This is a genomic window from Paenibacillus chitinolyticus NBRC 15660 (assembly GCF_000739915.1).
In the GTDB taxonomy this organism is placed as follows: Bacteria; Bacillota; Bacilli; order Paenibacillales; family NBRC-103111; genus Paenibacillus_F; species Paenibacillus_F chitinolyticus.
Genome location: NZ_BBJT01000003.1, coordinates 158,125 through 176,347, shown reverse-complemented (window position 1 = coordinate 176,347; position 18,223 = coordinate 158,125). Strand labels below are relative to the sequence as shown.

At 52.8% G+C, this 18,223-nt stretch carries 14 protein-coding genes; 8 read left to right on the top strand and 6 right to left on the bottom strand.

Going from position 1 to position 18,223, the window contains the following annotated elements; all coding sequences use genetic code 11:
- The first annotated feature begins 102 nt into the window (after nucleotides 1–102).
- Nucleotides 103–840, top strand: coding sequence for a YheC/YheD family protein (locus PCH01S_RS06355; protein ID WP_042227788.1), 738 nt, complete (start codon nucleotides 103–105; stop codon nucleotides 838–840).
- 116 nt (nucleotides 841–956) lie between these two features.
- On the opposite strand, the gene PCH01S_RS06350 is transcribed toward PCH01S_RS06355, so the two are convergent.
- Nucleotides 957–1,682 carry an O-methyltransferase gene (locus PCH01S_RS06350; protein ID WP_042227786.1) on the bottom strand — a complete coding sequence of 242 codons (726 nt, stop codon included), beginning with the start codon at nucleotides 1,680–1,682 and terminating at the stop codon, nucleotides 957–959.
- 118 nt (nucleotides 1,683–1,800) lie between these two features.
- On the opposite strand from PCH01S_RS06350, the gene PCH01S_RS06345 reads away from it, so the two are divergent.
- Nucleotides 1,801–2,706: a LysR family transcriptional regulator gene (locus PCH01S_RS06345; protein WP_042227785.1), complete on the top strand. Its 906-nt coding sequence runs from the start codon at nucleotides 1,801–1,803 to the stop codon at nucleotides 2,704–2,706.
- Nucleotides 2,707–2,795: 89 nt separating this feature from the next.
- Here the strand turns inward: PCH01S_RS06345 and PCH01S_RS06340 are convergent, their stop codons facing one another.
- On the bottom strand, nucleotides 2,796–3,380 hold the full coding sequence (locus tag PCH01S_RS06340) for an SMI1/KNR4 family protein (RefSeq protein WP_042227783.1): 585 nt from the start codon (nucleotides 3,378–3,380) through the stop codon (nucleotides 2,796–2,798).
- A gap of 327 nt (nucleotides 3,381–3,707) precedes the next feature.
- Nucleotides 3,708–5,453, bottom strand: coding sequence for a sensor histidine kinase (locus PCH01S_RS06335; protein WP_042227781.1), 1,746 nt, complete (start codon nucleotides 5,451–5,453; stop codon nucleotides 3,708–3,710).
- A gap of 318 nt (nucleotides 5,454–5,771) precedes the next feature.
- Here PCH01S_RS06335 and PCH01S_RS06330 point away from each other — a divergent pair, with 318 nt between their 5' ends.
- The 6 genes from PCH01S_RS06330 to PCH01S_RS06305 all read left to right on the top strand — a co-directional run bounded on the left by PCH01S_RS06330 (nucleotide 5,772) and on the right by PCH01S_RS06305 (nucleotide 14,158).
- A complete protein-coding gene (locus PCH01S_RS06330; RefSeq protein ID WP_042227780.1) occupies nucleotides 5,772–7,397 on the top strand; it encodes an extracellular solute-binding protein in 1,626 nt (541 codons plus the stop codon).
- 110 nt (nucleotides 7,398–7,507) lie between these two features.
- Nucleotides 7,508–8,413: an ABC transporter permease gene (locus PCH01S_RS06325; protein ID WP_042227779.1), complete on the top strand. Its 906-nt coding sequence runs from the start codon at nucleotides 7,508–7,510 to the stop codon at nucleotides 8,411–8,413.
- 30 nt (nucleotides 8,414–8,443) lie between these two features.
- Complete coding sequence (locus PCH01S_RS06320; RefSeq protein ID WP_042227778.1) at nucleotides 8,444–9,310, top strand: carbohydrate ABC transporter permease; 867 nt, start codon at nucleotides 8,444–8,446, stop codon at nucleotides 9,308–9,310.
- Nucleotides 9,311–9,346: 36 nt separating this feature from the next.
- A complete protein-coding gene (locus tag PCH01S_RS06315) occupies nucleotides 9,347–11,077 on the top strand; it encodes a histidine kinase (protein WP_042227776.1) in 1,731 nt (576 codons plus the stop codon).
- A 13-nt stretch (nucleotides 11,078–11,090) separates the two neighbouring features.
- On the top strand, nucleotides 11,091–12,767 hold the full coding sequence (locus PCH01S_RS06310) for a response regulator transcription factor (RefSeq protein ID WP_042227774.1): 1,677 nt from the start codon (nucleotides 11,091–11,093) through the stop codon (nucleotides 12,765–12,767).
- A gap of 113 nt (nucleotides 12,768–12,880) precedes the next feature.
- Nucleotides 12,881–14,158 carry a Gfo/Idh/MocA family protein gene (locus PCH01S_RS06305; protein ID WP_042227772.1) on the top strand — a complete coding sequence of 426 codons (1,278 nt, stop codon included), beginning with the start codon at nucleotides 12,881–12,883 and terminating at the stop codon, nucleotides 14,156–14,158.
- Nucleotides 14,159–14,271: 113 nt separating this feature from the next.
- Here PCH01S_RS06305 and PCH01S_RS06300 read toward each other — a convergent pair whose 3' ends face one another.
- From PCH01S_RS06300 to PCH01S_RS06290, 3 genes are read right to left on the bottom strand one after another with little or no spacing between them, the layout of a single operon-like run.
- Nucleotides 14,272–15,396 carry a Ger(x)C family spore germination protein gene (locus PCH01S_RS06300; protein ID WP_042227770.1) on the bottom strand — a complete coding sequence of 375 codons (1,125 nt, stop codon included), beginning with the start codon at nucleotides 15,394–15,396 and terminating at the stop codon, nucleotides 14,272–14,274.
- Nucleotides 15,393–16,496 carry a GerAB/ArcD/ProY family transporter gene (locus PCH01S_RS06295; RefSeq protein WP_042227768.1) on the bottom strand — a complete coding sequence of 368 codons (1,104 nt, stop codon included), beginning with the start codon at nucleotides 16,494–16,496 and terminating at the stop codon, nucleotides 15,393–15,395. The genes PCH01S_RS06300 and PCH01S_RS06295 overlap by 4 nt, the downstream gene beginning before the upstream one ends.
- Nucleotides 16,477–18,021 carry a spore germination protein gene (locus tag PCH01S_RS06290; protein ID WP_042227766.1) on the bottom strand — a complete coding sequence of 515 codons (1,545 nt, stop codon included), beginning with the start codon at nucleotides 18,019–18,021 and terminating at the stop codon, nucleotides 16,477–16,479. Before PCH01S_RS06290 ends, PCH01S_RS06295 begins: the two co-directional genes overlap by 20 nt.
- Nucleotides 18,022–18,223: the final 202 nt, after the last annotated feature.

Below are 18,223 nucleotides of genomic sequence, written 5' to 3'. Positions count from 1 at the left end.
GAACTCCGGCTGAATCGAAAAAAGCCCGTGTGGGTATGCGCACAAGCAAGGGCAAGATCCTGGCATATCGATAGACTAGTGCCACGAATCAAGAAAGGATGGATGAACTTGGGAGGCTATGCGACCAAACAGAACGTATCTGATTCTTTGCTGAAACAGGGAGAAATCAGCCGGAACGTTCCGGAAACCCGGCTTTACAGTAAAGGGACATTAAAAACGATGCTAGATACGTATAAAATGGTGTATGTGAAGCCGAACAGCGGTACGGGAGGCAATGGCGTTATCCGGGTGGAACGTAAAGAGAACGGGTACAGCTTTCAGCTTCATACTTTTGTGAAAAAATTTCCGGACTTTGACAGCATGGCAGCGGCCCTCCGGAAACGGATTAAAAAAACCCCCTACGTTATTCAGCAGGGGATTCATCTTCTCCGCCACAAGGGGCGGCTCTTCGATTTGAGAATCATGATCCAGAAAAATCCTAGTGGAGTCTGGGAAACGACCGGTATCATCGGCCGCATCGGCCATCCCCGGAAAATCGTTACGAACTTATGCAGGGGCGGTTCTTCCAAACCTGTTGAGGTTCTTCTTAAAGAGCATGGGGCGGACATCAAACGGTACCAGGCATCTTTGCGGAGTTTGGGCCTCAGGGCGGCCCGCCATCTCAATAAAACATTTCCGCGGATTAAAGAAGTGGGATTGGACATCGGGTTGGACCCTAACCTGCACCCTTGGATTCTGGAAGCGAATCCCCGTCCCAAAATTCGCGGATTCAAAACATTGAAGGATCAAAGCATTTACCGGAAGATGCTGCGCTACCAAAAATATCACGGGCATGCCTAGCAAAGCCGCGGACAATGAAAAGGCCCGCCTTGGCCGAACTTTCCTGATCGGCTGGGCGGACCCGGGTGCTTCGCGGGAGTCATTCCTGTGCAGCAGCGGGACAACCTCCGCTTAAATCAGGCCGTCACCAGCGCGAGGACAAACCCGTCGTAGCCTTTGCTGCCGACGGTTTGCAGAGCGGTCGCGGTAACCCGCGGCTCGGCCGCGATCAGCTCGAGGAAGGTGCGGACCCCTTGAACGCGCGGGTCGTCGCTGTGCGGGTTGGCGACTTCCCCGTCGCGGATGACATTGTCCCCGATGATGAGACTGCCCGGGCGCGACAGCTTCAGCGCCCATTTGAAGTAATCGGGGTTGTTCGGTTTATCCGCGTCGATGAAGATGAGATCGAACGGCCCGGCCCCTTCCGCGTAAAGCTGCTCCAGCGACACGAGCGCTTCGCCGATCCGCAGCTCCGCGAGATGGCTTACGCCCGCCCGGCTCAAATTTTGGCGGGCCGTCTCCGCATGGTGAGGATCGTACTCGAGCGTGACGATTTTGCCGTCCGCGGGCAGCGCGCGAGCGAGCCAGATCGTGCTGTACCCGCCGAGCGTGCCGATTTCCAGGATGGAGCGGGCTCCTTGGATTTTAGCGAGCAGGTGGAGCAGTTTCCCTTGGTTGGGCGCCACATCAATGGGCGGGAGGGAGGCGCTGGCGTTGTTTGCGAGAACCTCCGTCATGACGGGGTCGGCAGGGACAAGCCATTCGTTCAGGCAGGCATCCACATGCGACCATTTGCCGGACAGGTCGGCCTCGGCCTGGGCGGGAGTGTTACGGACTTCGGGAGATTCATTTGAAAGCGTCATAGGGGTAAAACTCCTTTCGTATTGGAATCTACCTCTACTGTATGCTGGAATGATCCATAAATAAAATATATAATTATTATCAAAGTATAAATTTTAGTTAAGAATAGGTGCGTGCGAAATGAATCTTCACGCTCTGCGGATTTTTTACGAAACGGCCAAAGCGGGGAGCATAACGGGAGCGGCCGAGGTGCTTCGGATTTCCCAGCCTGCTGTCACTTCCCAGATCAAACGGTTCGAAAAGGAAATCGGGATGCGGCTGTTTGCCGCACGGGGAAGAGGGATTTCCTTAACCGATGCCGGACAAAAGCTGCTGGAGTATGCGAGAAAGCTGTTTGCCCTGGAGGAGGAAATGGAAGCTTTTGTCGACGGTTACACGTCGGGAAGAAACGGTGCGATCCGCCTCGTATCCACCTATCTGCCGGCCAATTTCCTGCTCCCGGCTTGGGTCGCCAAATTCAAACGGGACCATGAAGAAGTGGATTTCGTCATCACCACGACGAATTCCCGGGGCGCTTTCGACAGCCTGCTCAATTACGAAGCCGAAATTGCCGTTTACGGCGGAGCGGGCGAAAGGCAGCCCGGCATCCATTGGGAGGAGTTGTTCGAGGATGAGCTTTGGTTTGTAGTGCCCGTCCATCACAAGTATGCCAACGAGCACATCACTCTGGCCGAGATCGTGAAGGAGCCGTTCATTATGAGGGAAGAGGGAAGCTCGACTCGGGAGTGGCTTTTTTCCTTATGCAGGGTGCATAATGTGAGTCCGCCCCAGATCGCCCTGCAGTTCAACGGCTTGAATGAGACGATCAGTGCGGTGATGGCCGGGTACGGGACGAACTTTATTTCCTCGCTTGTCGTCCGGGATCATGTGGAGCGCGGGGCATTGGCCCGGGTATATGTGAAGGACATCCTGTTAAAAAATATCATCGCGGTATGTACGCGTACAGATGAGGTTCTGTCGCCCCCTGCGGAGCGGTTCATTCAAATGATTAAAGCCAGCGTAGGAGCGGGACAAGCCCTGCCTTGAAACAAACGAAACGGAGTGTTCGAGCTTAGGCTCCGCACTCCGTTTTTTATGGCTTGCCGGCTGCAGAGCCGGCCGGTCCGGTCTCGCGTTTAATAATCAATTTCTTCCCAGTCTTCGAGGTTCTTGTTGGAAATATCCAGCAGCTCCGCAAAGCTGTCCGCCGCATAATAAATGAAGTCCGGATCATGCACAAATGCGATCACTTGTCCCGCCTTACCGTGTTCGGAAGGGTCAAAATCCAGCATCAGATACAGGCTGCCTCCGGCGAGCTGCGCAATGGGAAGCCATTTTCGGTTGCCGTAGTAAGGCCGGATCCGTTTATCGAGCCGGGCGATTTCGTCTTCCTCGAAATGCTCGCTGAGCAGGATGTCCTCGCTGCAGAAATAAGCTTTCAGTTTGTCGATTTCCTCCAGAGAAAGCAGATAAAAAGGAGAAACGGCCCCTTCACCGTAAGAGGGATAAAAAATATGGAAATGGTAGCCGCTGCCGTTTTTGTAGCGGTAAAATTCCTTGAAATCGTCGGGCAGGATCACGCCGTATTTCATTTCCAGGACAGCAAACTGCTCTTCTCCTGCGCCTTCAAGCTTGAGATAGGTTTCGTACTCTTCTTGACAGTCTTCTCCCACTTTGAGGGGAAGCAGCTTTTCCAGCCTATCAATGTGATGCTTGATCATTCCGGTTCCTCCTGTAACGGTATCATTAAACGGTTCATTCACAGTATACAGGAAGGATAAGGAAGAGGTAAAACGTGTGAAACAGGCGCCACACCATAAAGCGTTACAAATGGGATTGCAGCGGAGGGCCGGTCCCCAGTCGTAAGTAAATGCCGTGTGGTTAAGGGACGGACGCGGTATAATCCGGGTTACGGCGCTCTTCGCGAATTGAACCGTTAAGCGAAGAAACACGGTCTGCAGGAAGCAGGCCGTGTTTCTTCTTGGCGGAACGTCGGAGCTTGCGAGACGGGACACGGCCTTCCAATCCGTATTTTTCGTTCTTCCGGATTAGGAATAAATCGGCAGAATCACGGTGAATTGGATCGTATTCGCTCCGGAAATTTCAGCGGAGACCGTTCCCTTGTACCGCTGAACAAGCTGATTTACGATGGCCAGACCGAGGCCTTTGTGGACGCCGTCTTTTTTCGTGGAGAAACCGCTTGTAAACATGGCCTGCAGATCTTTCTCGGACAAGCTCTTGCTGATATGGTTGGACAGTTTGAAGATCAGCCGGTTCTCTTCCGTATAGCCGAGAAGATGCACGTTTCTTTGCTCCACGTTCATTCCGCTTACTTCATCGAAAGCATTGTCGATCAAATTGCCTAAAATTTTCACGAGATCGACGGATTTCAGTCCGGAAATGCTCGTGAGATCGTCCGCCAAGTCCAGCTCGTAAGTGAAGTGGATTTTTCTCAATTGCGACTGCGTAATCTTGGAACTGATCAGGGAAGCGAGGGCCGGATGCCCCACATGGACGATGCTGTTGACGAGTCTGGTTTCTTCCACTAGCTCGTGGATATATTTTTTGGTTTCTTCGAATTTTTTCAACTGGACCATACAGCTGATCGTGGTCAGATGGTTGGTAAAATCGTGATTCTGTCCTTTGATCGCGACCATAAGGCTGTTCATTTCATCCGTATAATTTTCTTGGATCGTCTGGGCTACGGCGTCTTTCGTCCGGTTAACCCCTTTGTAAATAAAGTAGACCATGATCAGGCTGGCAATCGAAACCGAAACGATGACGAGGAAGAAATTCAGCAGCTGTTTGTTCAAGGAATTGTGAATATACTCCATGTCGTTGACCAAGCCGATTACGTATGGGAACTGAACGCGTTCGCTCTTAACCGGATAAAAAATTTTCAGCACGTTTTTGTCGTTGATTTTAGTAGGGAAGAAGATCGGCTTATCGAGTTTAACGGCTTGTTCGATCAGGGTGACGTCCTCCGGCGATCTGCTGTTGTACTGGCCGAACAATATTTTGCGTTCGGAGTACCGGATGTTCTTGGAACCGTTCGTTACGGTATAGAAGCTGGGATCGTCATCGGGCTTGGAGAAGGTCCGCGGATTGAATCCGGTAATTTCGAGCAGGCTTTTGTTGTTCTTTAACGTCTCCGCAACGATAAACTCCGAGCCGTCGTTCTGATCGAACTGCTCGATGAGAGAGCTGTTCATCGTCGGATTAATGATATAGTCGGTCGTTCCGTCGTAATAGAAGCCGAATTTGTTTCTTTTTGAACCGGGATTGGAGGCGGAACCCGATATTTTACCCGCCCAGAAACTCTGAAGCGTAGTGCCTTCGGATACGGTAACCGTTTCCAGTCTGAACAATTGTTCGAGCGCGATCCGGTAATTGCCCCAATACTTCGCGTTCAGGTTAATTTCCTTGGGGTCCGAGGAACGGACGCTGACGATCTCGTCCCCGATTTGGGCGAACAAGGTGAGGTTGCTTACGTTATATTTGACTCTGAGCTCTGCCAGCATGCTGTTGTCGATATCCCGGTAACGGGAAGGCAGGGAGGCTTTGACGCCGAGGGCCACTTGCCTTAACGAATCGGACAAGAGTTTATCCCGGGTTTGAGATGAATATTCCACGTGGTCAATGCTTAACTGGATTTGCTGGGAAAGAGAAAACAACTCCGTTTCCATGTTCGCCGTTAGGGATTTTTTCGTGGAAAAATAAAAGACGCTGTCATTGACGAGCAGAATGGCCATAATAACAGCTAAAAATAGGACAGATAATCGTTTTATAGACATTTTCTAGTTCCCTTCGAACGCATAGTTCCCTCATCATTCTAAGTTATTCGACCTCGTTCTACAATATCAAAAACTGGGTGAGTTCACACAAGATAGGAACGGGGAGCCAAGCGGTTAAGAAGCGGAGATTCGAGGCTTCATGCGGCATTGCCTGCCGTGCCCGGCGTTTTATTGAGCCAAGGTCAGTCAAGAGGTGTATACGAATGTAAATAGGAGTATATGGAAGCGCGGGACCCCGTTTCATATACTTAAGCTACGCAAGGAACGAGAGGCCGGTCACAGCGGCCCGTACAGGAACAATACCCAGGAGGGATTGCATTGAGCAGAAAAAACAGACATAAAGGGCTGCTTCCGGCAGCCGTCATAGCCGCAATGTTAACGGTTACAGCATGCAGCACAGCGGCGCCCGAAGAGGCGAAAACGCCGGAAACGGGCGGAGTCATGGAGGTATCCACGGTCCGGGCAAGCGATCCGTATCTGAAATTCGATCTGGGCGAAACCTTCGACAACAATGCGGTTTACGCGGCGTACGAGAAAGAAACCGGGGTTAAAATCACCAACAAATGGGTGGCCGACGGAAGCCAGTTCGCGGAAAAGCTGAAAATGTCCATCGCTTCCAACGAGATTCCGGATTTCTTTCCCGTAGATGCGGCTCAGCTACAGCAGCTTATCGAAGCGGACATGATCCTGGATCTGACACCCGTATACGACAAGGTCGCCACCGAAAACACAAAGAAAATGATGACCATGGACGGCGGCCTCCAGATGAAGTCGGCCACGTTCGACGGCAAGCTGATGGCGATTCCCTCAACATCCAATCCTTATTACGCCCAGTTCTTGTGGGTGAGGACGGACTGGCTGAAGAAATTGAACCTGCCCGAGCCGAAAACGATGGAGGACGTTGCCAAAATCGCGGAGGCTTTTAAAACGAAGGACCCCGGTGGAACGGGAAAAGCTTACGGCCTGGCTTTCAACAAAAATCTGTTCGACGGCGCCCTTGGTGTCACGGGTTTCCTGAACGGCTATCACGCCTACACGAACCAGTGGCTGGATGACGGAACCGGCAAGCTCCAGTTCGGGGATATTCAGCCCCAGATGAAAGACGCGCTGCGGGGTCTTCAAGATCTGTACAAGAAAGGTCTGATCGACCCGGAGTTTGCGGTTAAGGATGCGACCAAAGCTTCCGAAATGCTGTATAACGACAGCATCGGTATGGTCTACGGGGCGGAGTGGATGCCGGCCCAACTGGCAAGCGGAGCGGTCAAGGACGGCAAAGTCGTGCAGGAGTGGGGCGTTTTCCCGCTTCCTTCCTCGGACGGCAAACCCGCCAAGTCCCAGATCGGGCTGGGCGTGGATAAATACTACGTCGTATCCAAGAAAGCGAAACATCCGGAAGCGGTCATCAAGCTGCTGAACCACTGGATTGTCGTGAACAACAGCCAGAGCGAAGAGAGCAAGGTATACGAGTTCGGCAAAGACAAAGTGGAAAAATCGAGCAACTACTGGCTGCTGAACCCGATCTTCGTCAATAACCAGACGAACAATAACGGGGAAGTGCTTCCCGACGCGATCGCGAACAAAGACGAAAGCAAACTGCAGACCAAAGATCAGAAGACCCGCTACGGACGCGCCATGAAATACGTCAACGGAGATACGAGTCTCTGGTGGGAATACTTGATTTCGGGTCCCAATGGCGCCGTCTCGCTGTATCCGGAAATGAAGAAAAACAACCAGTTCGAGCAGAACAAGTTTTACGGAGCGCCGACACCGACTATGGTGGAAAAAGGTGCGATTTTGAACAAAAAACGGGATGAAGTGTTCGTCAAAATCATCATGAATCAGGTGCCGGTCGATGAATTCGACAAATTCGTTGCGGATTGGAAAAGCATGGGCGGCAACGAGATCACGAAAGAAGTCAACAACTGGTACAGCAAGAACAAATAGGGCGCACGCCGCCCATACGGGTGAGTTCAGTCAAAATCCTTCAAGGGGGATCGGAAAGGATGCGATCCCTCTTTTTCTATCTACATGAAGCTAATAGGGCAGGTGAGGGTATGCATACGAGGTTTCGGACTTGGAGGCGGGAGTGGCCTCTTCATCTGATGGTAGTTCCGGGTCTGATTATCGTGATTATATTCAGTTATATCCCGATGGCGGGGATTATGATGGCTTTTCAGAAATTTATCCCGTCCAAAGGGCTGTTCGGTTCACCTTTCGTGGGATTGAAAAATTTCCGTTTCCTGATGGAATACCCGGATATCGGACAAATCTTTTTCAACACCCTGTTTATTGCGACGATGAAAATAGCGGCGGGTTTAATCGTGCCGATTACGATCGCCATTCTTCTCAACGAACTGAGCAGGCAGTGGATCAAACGGACGTTTCAGACGCTCGTCTATCTGCCGCATTTTATGTCCTGGGTGCTGCTGAGCGGCATTCTGATCGACGTGCTTTCGCCGTCGTCGGGGATCGTCAACCAGCTTCTCGGCGTCTTCGGGGTGCAGCCCGTTTTTTTTCTCGGGGATAACGCCTGGTTTCCTTATGTGATGGTCGTGTCGGACGTATGGAAGGAGTTCGGTTTCGGCACCATCGTGTATCTGGCTGCACTTACCGGCATCAATCCGTCGCTCTATGAAGCTGCGGAGATGGATGGAGCGGGCCGCTGGAAGCAGACCCTTTACATCACATTGCCGGGGATGATGCCGATTATCGTGCTCATGCTTACGCTGAATATCGGCAACGTGCTTAATGCCGGGTTCGACCAGATTTTCAATCTGTACAGCCCTCAAGTTTATGAAAGCGCGGACATTATCGACACGTTCGTCTTCCGCATGGGGGTGCAGCAGTCGCAGTTCGGTTTCGCTACGGCGGTCGGACTTCTGAAGTCGATCGTTTCATTCGTTCTGATTTCGGTATCGTACCTGCTCGCTTACCGTTTCGCCAATTACCGGATCTTCTGAGGAGGGATTGCCTTGCGCCACCAATTGACCATGGGCAGGAGACTGTTTCTGATCGGCAATGTCGTGTTCCTGGCCCTGATTTCTTTCGCGTGCCTCATGCCCATTATTCACATTCTGGCCATCTCGCTCAGTTCGGGAGCGGCGGCCTCCGCCGGAAAAGTTCTGCTGTGGCCCGTGGACTTTACGACGGCCGCCTACGATAACGTGTTCGGCAAACCCGAATACTTGCGGGCGTTCTGGATATCGGTTCAGCGGGTCGTGCTGGGTACGGCGATCAGCATGTTTCTGACGATCCTCACGGCGTATCCGCTCTCGAAGGACCCTCGCGTGTTCCGCCTGCGCACCTTTTACGTCTGGGTCTTCGTCTTTACGATTTTGTTCAGCGGAGGGCTTATTCCGTGGTACATGACGATCAAAACGCTCGGCCTGATCGATACGGTTTGGGCGCTGGTTCTTCCGGGCGCGCTGCCCGTATTTAATGTGATCCTCCTGCTGAACTTTTACCGGAGTCTGCCGAAGGAACTCGAGGAATCGGCCCGGATCGACGGCGCCGGTCATTTTGCGACCTTGTGGAAAATTTATGCTCCGCTTTCTCTTCCCGCACTGGCGACGACGGGCTTATTCACGGTGGTCGGCCATTGGAACAGTTGGTTTGACGGGATGATTCTCATGAACCATCCCGATAAATATCCGCTTCAGACCTTCCTGCAGACCATTATCATTAACATGGATTTCCGGTTTATCAAAGCGCAGGACGCCGAACTGCTGGTTAAACTATCGGACCGCACCAGCAAAGCCGCTCAGATTTTCGTCGCCGCTTTTCCCGTTCTGCTGGTGTATCCGTTCCTTCAGCGTTTTTTCATTAAAGGAATTGTGATGGGGAGTGTCAAAGAATAACGGGACGGGCATTCGAGCGTAAGGGGAGCGGTATTCATGAAACTCAATCTCAGCCTGCAGGACTCCTCCATTTTCAAAAAAATTATGGCGGTATTTATGGCCGCCCTGCTTCCGATTATGGCCATCACCTGGTTGATTAACGAGAAGGGGTCGGAGAGCATCCGCCAGGAAAGGTCCCAGTCCATCCTGAATACGACCGGGTATTATCTGGATTCGCTGGACAAGGAAGCGGACCGGATCAACCGGTTTCTGCCGAATTACGTAACGGACAGCGATTTGCAGGAAATCGCCGCCATGGGCAATGAACTGTCGGATTACGACCGTTCCCAGAAAATTCTCGCCATCCAGAAGCGTCTGAATCTGACGAAAGACTCCAGTGCGTTCATCCAGGAAGTGAAGGCCTACGTGCCGCTCATTCAGCGGACGCTGCTCAGCGTCAAGTACGATACCTTCGTGGATTTGGCGGAATATGAAGCACTTCAACTGCGGAATAAACGGGCCGATGAGCCTTTTGTCTTCTGGGACGACCGGCTGTTCCTGAGCATGCAGGTGCCCTCGAATTCGACCCGGGAGCCCTTGTATATCGTCGGCGTCGAGCTGTCGACGGCCAAAATCAGACAGTCGCTGGCGCAGATCAGCGGCTCCTTCGGCGGGGAAACCCTGCTGATCAACACGGATCGAGGGTGGAATTTTCAGAGCGGGAATGACCCGCAGCTGCTGACGGCGGCGAAAGCTTTTGTCGGGGAGAAAAGCGCGGAAGGGAACAAACAGGGCTACGAGACGATTACGGTAGGCAGCGACCGGTATATGGCGGTCTACAACTACTCGGCCCTGTGGAACTCGTATTCGGTCAGCTGCATTCCCGAGAAAACGCTGCTCGGCCCCATACAGACTTACCGCGTGTGGTTCAGGTGGGCGTGCGTTCTGGCGGTTGCGGTGGTCCTGTTCTTCTCGTTCTTCCTGTTCCGGCTCATTTACCGGCCGTTATTAAAGCTGGTGCAGTCGTTCAGACGCGTCCAGCAAAACCGGCTGGAGCTCATTGCGGTCGACCGGGGCAACGACGAATTCGGGTATTTGTACCATGCGTTCAATCAGACGATCCATTCGCTGCGGGAGCTGATCGAGCAAAATTACGAGCAGCAAATCCGCAGTCAGCGTTCGGAGCTGAAACGGCTGCAGTCCCAGATTAATCCGCATTTTTTGTATAACTGCTTCTTTGTCCTGTGCCGCCTGATTAAATCGGAGCATAAGGAGAAAGCTTACCAGTTCTGCTTATACATCGGGGATTATTTTCATTTTATTACCCGCGACGACGAGGATGAAATTCCGCTTTCGCTAGAAATCAACCATTCGCGTACCTACGTGGATATGCAAAAAGTGTGCTACGGAGACCGCATTGAAGCGGTGTTCGAGGTAGAGGAGCTTGACACGCGCGTCCCCCGGCTTATCCTGCAGCCGATTATAGAGAACGCTTACAAACACGCGCTCGGAAGCACGCCGGGCGCCGGGTTTCTCCGGGTCTGGAGCAGGATGGACGCCAAAGGTATTACCATCTATGTGGAAGACAACGGTACGACATTGACGGACGAGGAACTCGGCAAACTCCGCAGACGTCTTGCGGACGGAAATCACGAGCTTGAAGAGACAACCGGTCTTGTGAACGTTCACCGGAGAATCCAGCTCCGCTACGGGCAGGGCTACGGGATCACGGTGGACCGATCGGAGCTGGGCGGCCTGAAAGCAGGCATTCACATCGGAAACAGCTAGAGGAGGAGACCGAATGTACCGATTGCTGATTGTAGACGATATCCCGATTATCGTGGAGGGCCTTAAGGATCTTTTCGAAGAAACCCCGGAGCTTTCCCTGGAGATTCATACCGCGTATTCCGGAGAAGAGGCGCTGGAAGTATTGCGGAACAAGCGGATCGATCTTGTCATTTCGGATATTAAAATGCCGGGGCTGGAGGGTATCGGCCTGCTCCGGGAAATCAAAACGAATTGGCCTTCGTGCAAAGTGATCTTTCTGACCGGCTATAACGATTTTCAATATGTGCAGAATGCGGTTAAATACGGCGGCTTCGATTATCTGCTGAAAATTGAAAGCGACGAGAAAATCATCGCTGCCGTGACCCGGGCGATCGGCAAGCTCGATGAAGAAAAAGCGCGTGAAGAGATGATTGAACGCGCGGAGGAAAGCATGAAGCGGGCGCTCCCTTCTCTCCAAAAAGAATATGTGAGCAGTCTGCTTCAGGGAAAAAAGCCGGCCGGGGAGCAGCTTGACCGGCATTTCCGGGAGATCGGCATTCCGCTTCAGGGGGAAGAGCCGGTTTTGCTGCTTCTGGGAAGAGTGGATGTATGGCGGGAAATGCTGACGCCGCCGGATAAAGCGCTCTTTGTGTATGCCGTACAAAATATCGCGGAAGAGATTTTGTCGCCGGGTGCACGCGTGTACACTTACGTGTACGACCAGGTGAAAATCGCCTGGTTCATTCAGCCGGCGGAATCGTCTTGTCCCGAAAAGAACGTTTCCGGGGACAACTGGGACCGTACACGGCGTTTCGTCGGAAATGCTCTTGAAACGATCCAGCGGGCCTGTAAACAGCTGCTTAAGCTGCCGGTTTCTTTTGTAGTGGGCAAAAATCCGGTTCCTTGGGACGATATTTCCGACAAATTTCATGAGCTGAAATATAACTTTTTGTTCGGAGCGGGCCTCGGAAATGAAATCATTTTAACGGAACCCGCGCCTGACAATCACGGGGAAACCGGCCACGCGCAAAAGCGGAGCGAGTTTTTTACGGCCGCCCGCGTGCAACTGCTCGGAAAATGCCTGGAGAACGGCCACCGCTGCGAATTTTTTAACGTGTACAAGGAGATCAGCGATCTATGGGAAAGCGACGAATGGCCGTTTGAACGGAAGAGAGAAGTGTATCATTCGCTTTCCGCCGTTTTTCTCGCCTATGTGAACAAAAATGACGAGCTGAGGGCGTACCTGAACAGCAGCCACGATTTGTCGACTTTGTTCCACAGTGAAGCGGATATGACCGCGGCTGCGCTCAAAGCGTATTTTTTGCAGACGGCGGAGCTCATCTTCGACTGGAACGGCGAGCAGGCGGCTCATTTTCCGGATGAGCTTGTCCAGCGGGTTCATACTTACATTGCGGACAATCTCGCGAAGGATATCTCGCTGAATGCCATAGCCGATCACGTCGGCCTTAACCCCTCTTACCTTTCGCGGCTTTATAAACAAATGACGGGGATCGGATTGTCCGATTACATCAACGATTACCGGAATTTGAAGGCCAAGGAGCTGCTGCTCGGAAGTCCGATGAGGGTAGGGGAGATCGCCTCTATGCTGGGCTACAATTCGGCTCTGGCTTTTATCCGTTTTTTCAAAAAGCAGAACGAATCCACCCCGCAGGAATACCGGAGCCGGCGGGCAAGCGGCGACAGCGGCTGATCGGGAGGCACACACGTCAACAGAAGTATATGAAAGTAACGAACGATCTCTTTAGGCCGAAGTCTCTCTCTTGTACAATCGGAACATAAGCCGAAGCAAGAGGAGGAAGTAAAGTGGCAGCATTAACAGCGGTACTGCTCGGTGCCGGAAGCAGGGGGCGTTACATTTACGGACCGTACGCGGAGAAATATCCCCACGAGCTCAACATTATATCCGTAGCGGAGCCCGATGAAGGCAGACGGAAACTCATTTCGCGGATACACGGAATCAAGCCCGACTATGTATATTCGTCATGGGAGCAAGCATTCGAGCGGGGTAAAATCGCCGACATCATGATAATCAGCACGCTGGACCGGATGCATTTCGTGCCGGCTATGAAGGCGCTGGAGCTCGGTTATCACGTTCTGCTGGAAAAACCGATGTCGCCCAAGCTGGAAGAGTGCGTGCAGTTGGTCGGGGCGGCCAAAGCCCATGACCGGCTTCTCGTCGTCAGCCACGTTCTGAGGTACTCCCTGTTCTGGGCGGGAATCAAACAGCACCTGGATGCCGGAGAACTCGGTGATATCGCGTCCATCCAACTGACCGAAAATGTGGGCTACGCCCATATGACTCACAGCTACGTGCGGGGCAACTGGCGCCGCGCCGAAGAGACGAGCCCGATGATTTTGGCCAAATCGTGCCACGATCTGGACATTATTTCGTGGCTTATGGGCGGGGAGTGCACGAGCGTCAGTTCATTCGGCTCCTTGTTTCATTTCAAGAAGGAGAACGCCCCCGCGGGATCGACCGACAGATGCATCGAAGGCTGCGTGGTCGAAAAAGAATGCCCGTTCTCCGCGCTGAAGCTCTACATTCAGCCGCCGGATCATCCGTGGGCGCGTTACATGACACACGACCTGTCCCATGAAGGCATCGTCAAGGCGCTGAAGGAAGGGCCGTTCGGACGCTGCGTGTACCGCTGCGATAACGATGTCGTGGATCATCAGGTCGTGAACATGGAGTTTGCCGGAGGAGCGACCGCGGCCTTCACGATGTCCGGTTTTACACAGGGCGGCGGCAGACGGGTCCAGATCATGGGGACCCGAGGCGAAATTCTGGGCGATATGGACACAGGCACGTACACCCTGCACCGTTTCACTACCGGAGAAGCGGTGGAAGTCCGCTGCAATATCGCCGGGGACGGACACGGAGGCGGAGACGAGCGGATGGTCGCCTCCTTCCTGAAGGACGTCCGCGAGTACGGCCGCGCCCCTGCCGCAAGCCGGACATCCGCCTCCGCTTCGCTGCAGAGCCACCTGATGGCGTTCGGCGCGGAAGAATCGCGGCTGAACGGCGGCAAGAGTGTGAGCCTGGCCGACTTTAAGCGGGCATCCGCGGCCGGAATCGTGTAGCGGCGGGGACCGGTTCAGCCGCACTTGAAACGGCACGGCTGCAATAAAGAAACCAGGAACTCTTTCGGGAGCTTCCTGGTTTTTTATTGCGGTTAATCGTTCAAGACGTCTTCCTAGAACGTAATCCCCTTACGTTCGATTTTCAGCCGGATGTCCGGCTCGAACTGCACTTCCTTGTAGTCTTCCTCCCAGTTCATCTTCTTCCAGGCTTCGGGATGAAAAGCCATCAGCCTCAGCGCTACACCGTATCCGTCGTGATTGGCTTCCTGCATTTTGCGCGTAACGGCTTTGGCCCGGGCAGTCAGCAGTCTGGAAAGTTCTGCATTCAGTTTCTGAAGCGTTTCTTTTTTGTTCAGCCGGTCAAGCGGGTACTCGATAATCGCGGCATTGATTTTCAACTGGATTTTGACTCTGACCCCGCCGCTCTCCGTCAGCTCCACTTTTATTTTCCGTGAGTACTTATGGAGATCGACTGTAATGTAGCGGTCCGCCTTTGTCTCATGCTCTTCCTCCTCCTCGATGTTCACGGGAAGTGTGAGGCGCGCCGTTTTTCCCCTTTGTCCCTTGAGAAGCAGATAGATGAGAGATTCTTCAGAGTTGAGGGAGGCCGTCATTACATTGCTGTGGAACAGCGCTACACCTTGAACAACGGGTTTTTTGTTGTGAATCGACACATAGGGGAGGGCAAAGTCCTGTCCAGGCTTGACAGGGCCGATCGACTGGAAATTGATCCGCGGGATGACGGTACCGTCCTCCATGTTTTCGAGCAGTGCATCCAGAAAGCGTCCGAGGAGCTTCGTTCCGACCTTTTTCAATCCGATCAAGTCTTCCGCTGTTCCGTTGACTACCGCAAGCCGGGCGTTCAACGGGCTTTTGGGATCGCGGTAATACACATCCATGTAAGGCATAATATTTTGGGCGCGCGCCCATTCTTCGCCGAGCAGAAGCACAAGCAGCTTGGACGGGGAATAATTCCCCGATATTTCATGATCGAGAAATCCGCGGGCCTGCTGAGTCGTATTGCTCGTTACCGTGTGTAGTTCGTTGGTTTCGCTTCGCCCCCCTTCAGTACTGGATACGTCCGGAAAGGCGACGGTAACTTTCAGTTCATCTCCTTCTCCCCGGTCGAATCCCCCGATATGTATGATACGGGAGCTTTTGAGAAGCTGCTGATCCCAGCATCCGCCGAGCAGGAGAAGAGTCAGCAGGCTTGCCGCGGTTTTGGAAAATCGGTTCATTTTACGAGCCGCCTCCCTCCCTCGCGAATATGCAAAGCAAGCGAAATCAGAAGTAAAAGGAGGGGAACGAAGCCCAGGAAAAAATAGCTCGACAGCGATACGATTTTGCCCAAAGTTTTCATTACATCCTGGTCATGAATCAGCAGCGCAATCGCCAAGAACGCGATGGCCGTAAACAGAACAGGTTTGCGGTGGTTGCTCATGCCTAACAAATGGGAGATACCCGTCGAAGCCATATACAGACTAGCCATAATGGACGTCGCGACCACGACGATCCAGGCGGAGAGGAAATACAGGTCGGGACGTTCGATGATCGTGAACGTCAGCGCTTTAACCATATACAGAACCGGATGGGGCAGCAGGCCAAGTTCGGAAGGGCTGAATACAACGATACTCGTAAAGACGAGAAACGTGTACAACAGGGTTGAGAAAGCGTTGGCTACGGATGCCGCAGCCAGCTTCCGCCGGGGTGTCCCTTCCACGAACGGATAGCAAAAAAGAATCCATTCATAGCCGGTCAGCGTATTCATCGCTTCGTGCGCCCCCCGTACAACCGGGAGAAATCCGGCCTGCCCGATCGGGAAAATATACAGCAGATTGGAATGCGTATAAGCATACACGGATATAAAGATCATGACGAGAATCACGATGCTGACCAGCAGAAAGAACCGGGCGATGATCTGCAGATTTTCCTGGGTCAGATAAATGCAGGCGAGCACCATGAGACCGGTAATGAGCCATTCCGGCGTCTCGGGAAAGACCCAATCGCGGATCACTTCGTAAAAAAACATCAGAATGAGACTGCTCTGGACGGTAAAATAAACGATATACAGTACCTGAAGGAACGCTGCGGCCGCTTTGCCTGTCAAGCGGGGCATAAAGTCATACAGAGTAGCCGAGGGAAAGCGTTTGTTCAGGGCCCACATCATCAGAATAAGCAGTTGGCTGAACAAACCGGCGAGCAGGACCGACATCCAGGCGTCGCCTTTGGCAAACGCCTGTACCCGGGAAGGCATGAAAAGCACCTGGACGCCGATCTGGGTCTGGAGAACGAGAAAAAGCATCTGCTTCGGACTTATTTTATTCGAATTGTGTGTCATTCTCCTGCAGCTCCTTTGAATCCGCGTTGTCCTTCTTCACAGAAGGTTTTGCCATGTTGACGCGGTTGTCTTTTTTCCATAGCGGGAACCGGAAAATAGTGTCTTTCCAGTCCTTCAGGCGGAAAGGAGCCGCCGGTGCCAGGTACGGAGTGCCGAACGACTCCAGCTTGCACAAATGGATCAGGATGAAAATCAGGCTGAAAACGATGCCGATAAAGCCGAGCAGGGCAGCCGGGATCATGACGGCAAACCTGAGCAGCCGCACGGATGCGCTCATCTCGTGGGAAGGGACGATAAAGGAAGAAATGGCGGTGAGAGCGACGACGATAATCATCGGATACGATACGAGTCCGACCCGCACGACCGCGTCCCCGATCACAAGACCTCCTACGATGCCGATCGTCTGTCCGATCGGTCCCGGCAGGCGGATTCCCGCCTCCCTCAGCAGCTCCAGCGTCAGTTCCATGAACATAGCCTCCAGAAGCGGCGGATAAGGCACCATCTCCACGCTTCCTTTAATTTGGAACAAGAGCTCGGCGGGAATGACCTCGTAATGAAACGTAATGACCGCGATATAAAAAGCGGGCAGCGTAATCGCAATGACGAAGCTCAGCAGCCGGATGAACCGGATGAACGAGCCGGCAAGCGTGCGGCTGTAATAATCGTCCGGGGACTGATAGAACGAAAAAAACGTCACCGGCATGATCAGTACACTGGGAGTCCCGGCGGATATCAGCACAGCTCTGCCTTCGAGTAGGTTAGCGGCCGCCCTATCAGGGCGCTCCGTCTTTAGTATCTGGGGGAACGGAGACAGCGTCCGGTCTTCGATATATTCCTCCATCAGGTCAGTTGACAGTGTGTTGGCACCCGCAATAGTACGGAGGCGTTTGTCGATTTCCAGAATGAGCTCCGGCTTGGCGACATGGTTCAGATAAGCCAAGGCGACCTCGGTGCGGCTTTCTTTTCCGAGCGTATACCGGCGGATGACAAGGTGGCGGTTTTTGATCTGTTTGCGGATCAGATGCAGGTTAGCCGTCATATTTTCGATAAACCCTTCATGGGAGCCGCGGACTGTTTTTTCGTTCTCAGGCTCTTCCGTCGTCCGCTTGACTTCCGCATTGACCGTAATCGTATAGCACTCCGTGCTGCCTTCCTTGAAAAGAACGGCCTGCCCCTGCAGCAAAGTATCGGCGGCTTCGTCCAGCGAAGTTTGTGCGTAAACCCTTGGAGCGGTGAATACATCGGCCAGATTTTCTTCCTCAGATTCCGCGAGAGGCTTCAGAATAAAGCTCCGGATTTTAACCTCATCGCACATCGGATCTAGGTAGCAGAGCAGCAGGTTCTGGTTTTGGTACGTAAGCGTGAGCTTCACCAAATCATCGGTATGAAACAGCGCCTGATCGAGGTACCGTTCATTTTCCGCAAGGGAGGATTTGATGGTGACGGTATCCGCTGTTTCTTGTACCGAAGCCGGAGTTGGAGCGGATTTTTTGTTCATATGGAATAAATGTCTGAATAGCTTCACGCGCGTGCCTCCCTCCTTCTCGCAAACTTGTCTGTAGATTTCCCCGAACTTGTCACTTTATACCAATAAAGCAGAGCGCAGCCGAAGAGTCACACCATGCCGTGCAGGACTCAAGCGGGAAGCGTCACAACGGCGGGCTCGAACTTGGCTGAGCATATTCAAACAAAAGAAAGGAGAACAAGTTCATACGAACTTGTTCTCC

Bases quoted from the DNA above. Each gene is read 5' to 3' on its own strand.
- PCH01S_RS06355 (WP_042227788.1), top strand. From the start codon at position 103: ATGAACTTGGGAGGCTATGCGACCAAACAGAACGTATCTGATTCTTTG.
- PCH01S_RS06350 (WP_042227786.1), bottom strand. From the start codon at position 1,682: ATGACGCTTTCAAATGAATCTCCCGAAGTCCGTAACACTCCCGCCCAG.
- PCH01S_RS06345 (WP_042227785.1), top strand. From the start codon at position 1,801: ATGAATCTTCACGCTCTGCGGATTTTTTACGAAACGGCCAAAGCGGGG.
- PCH01S_RS06340 (WP_042227783.1), bottom strand. From the start codon at position 3,380: ATGATCAAGCATCACATTGATAGGCTGGAAAAGCTGCTTCCCCTCAAA.
- PCH01S_RS06335 (WP_042227781.1), bottom strand. From the start codon at position 5,453: ATGTCTATAAAACGATTATCTGTCCTATTTTTAGCTGTTATTATGGCC.
- PCH01S_RS06325 (WP_042227779.1), top strand. From the start codon at position 7,508: ATGCATACGAGGTTTCGGACTTGGAGGCGGGAGTGGCCTCTTCATCTG.
- PCH01S_RS06320 (WP_042227778.1), top strand. From the start codon at position 8,444: ATGGGCAGGAGACTGTTTCTGATCGGCAATGTCGTGTTCCTGGCCCTG.
- PCH01S_RS06315 (WP_042227776.1), top strand. From the start codon at position 9,347: ATGAAACTCAATCTCAGCCTGCAGGACTCCTCCATTTTCAAAAAAATT.
- PCH01S_RS06310 (WP_042227774.1), top strand. From the start codon at position 11,091: ATGTACCGATTGCTGATTGTAGACGATATCCCGATTATCGTGGAGGGC.
- PCH01S_RS06300 (WP_042227770.1), bottom strand. From the start codon at position 15,396: ATGAACCGATTTTCCAAAACCGCGGCAAGCCTGCTGACTCTTCTCCTG.
- PCH01S_RS06295 (WP_042227768.1), bottom strand. From the start codon at position 16,496: ATGACACACAATTCGAATAAAATAAGTCCGAAGCAGATGCTTTTTCTC.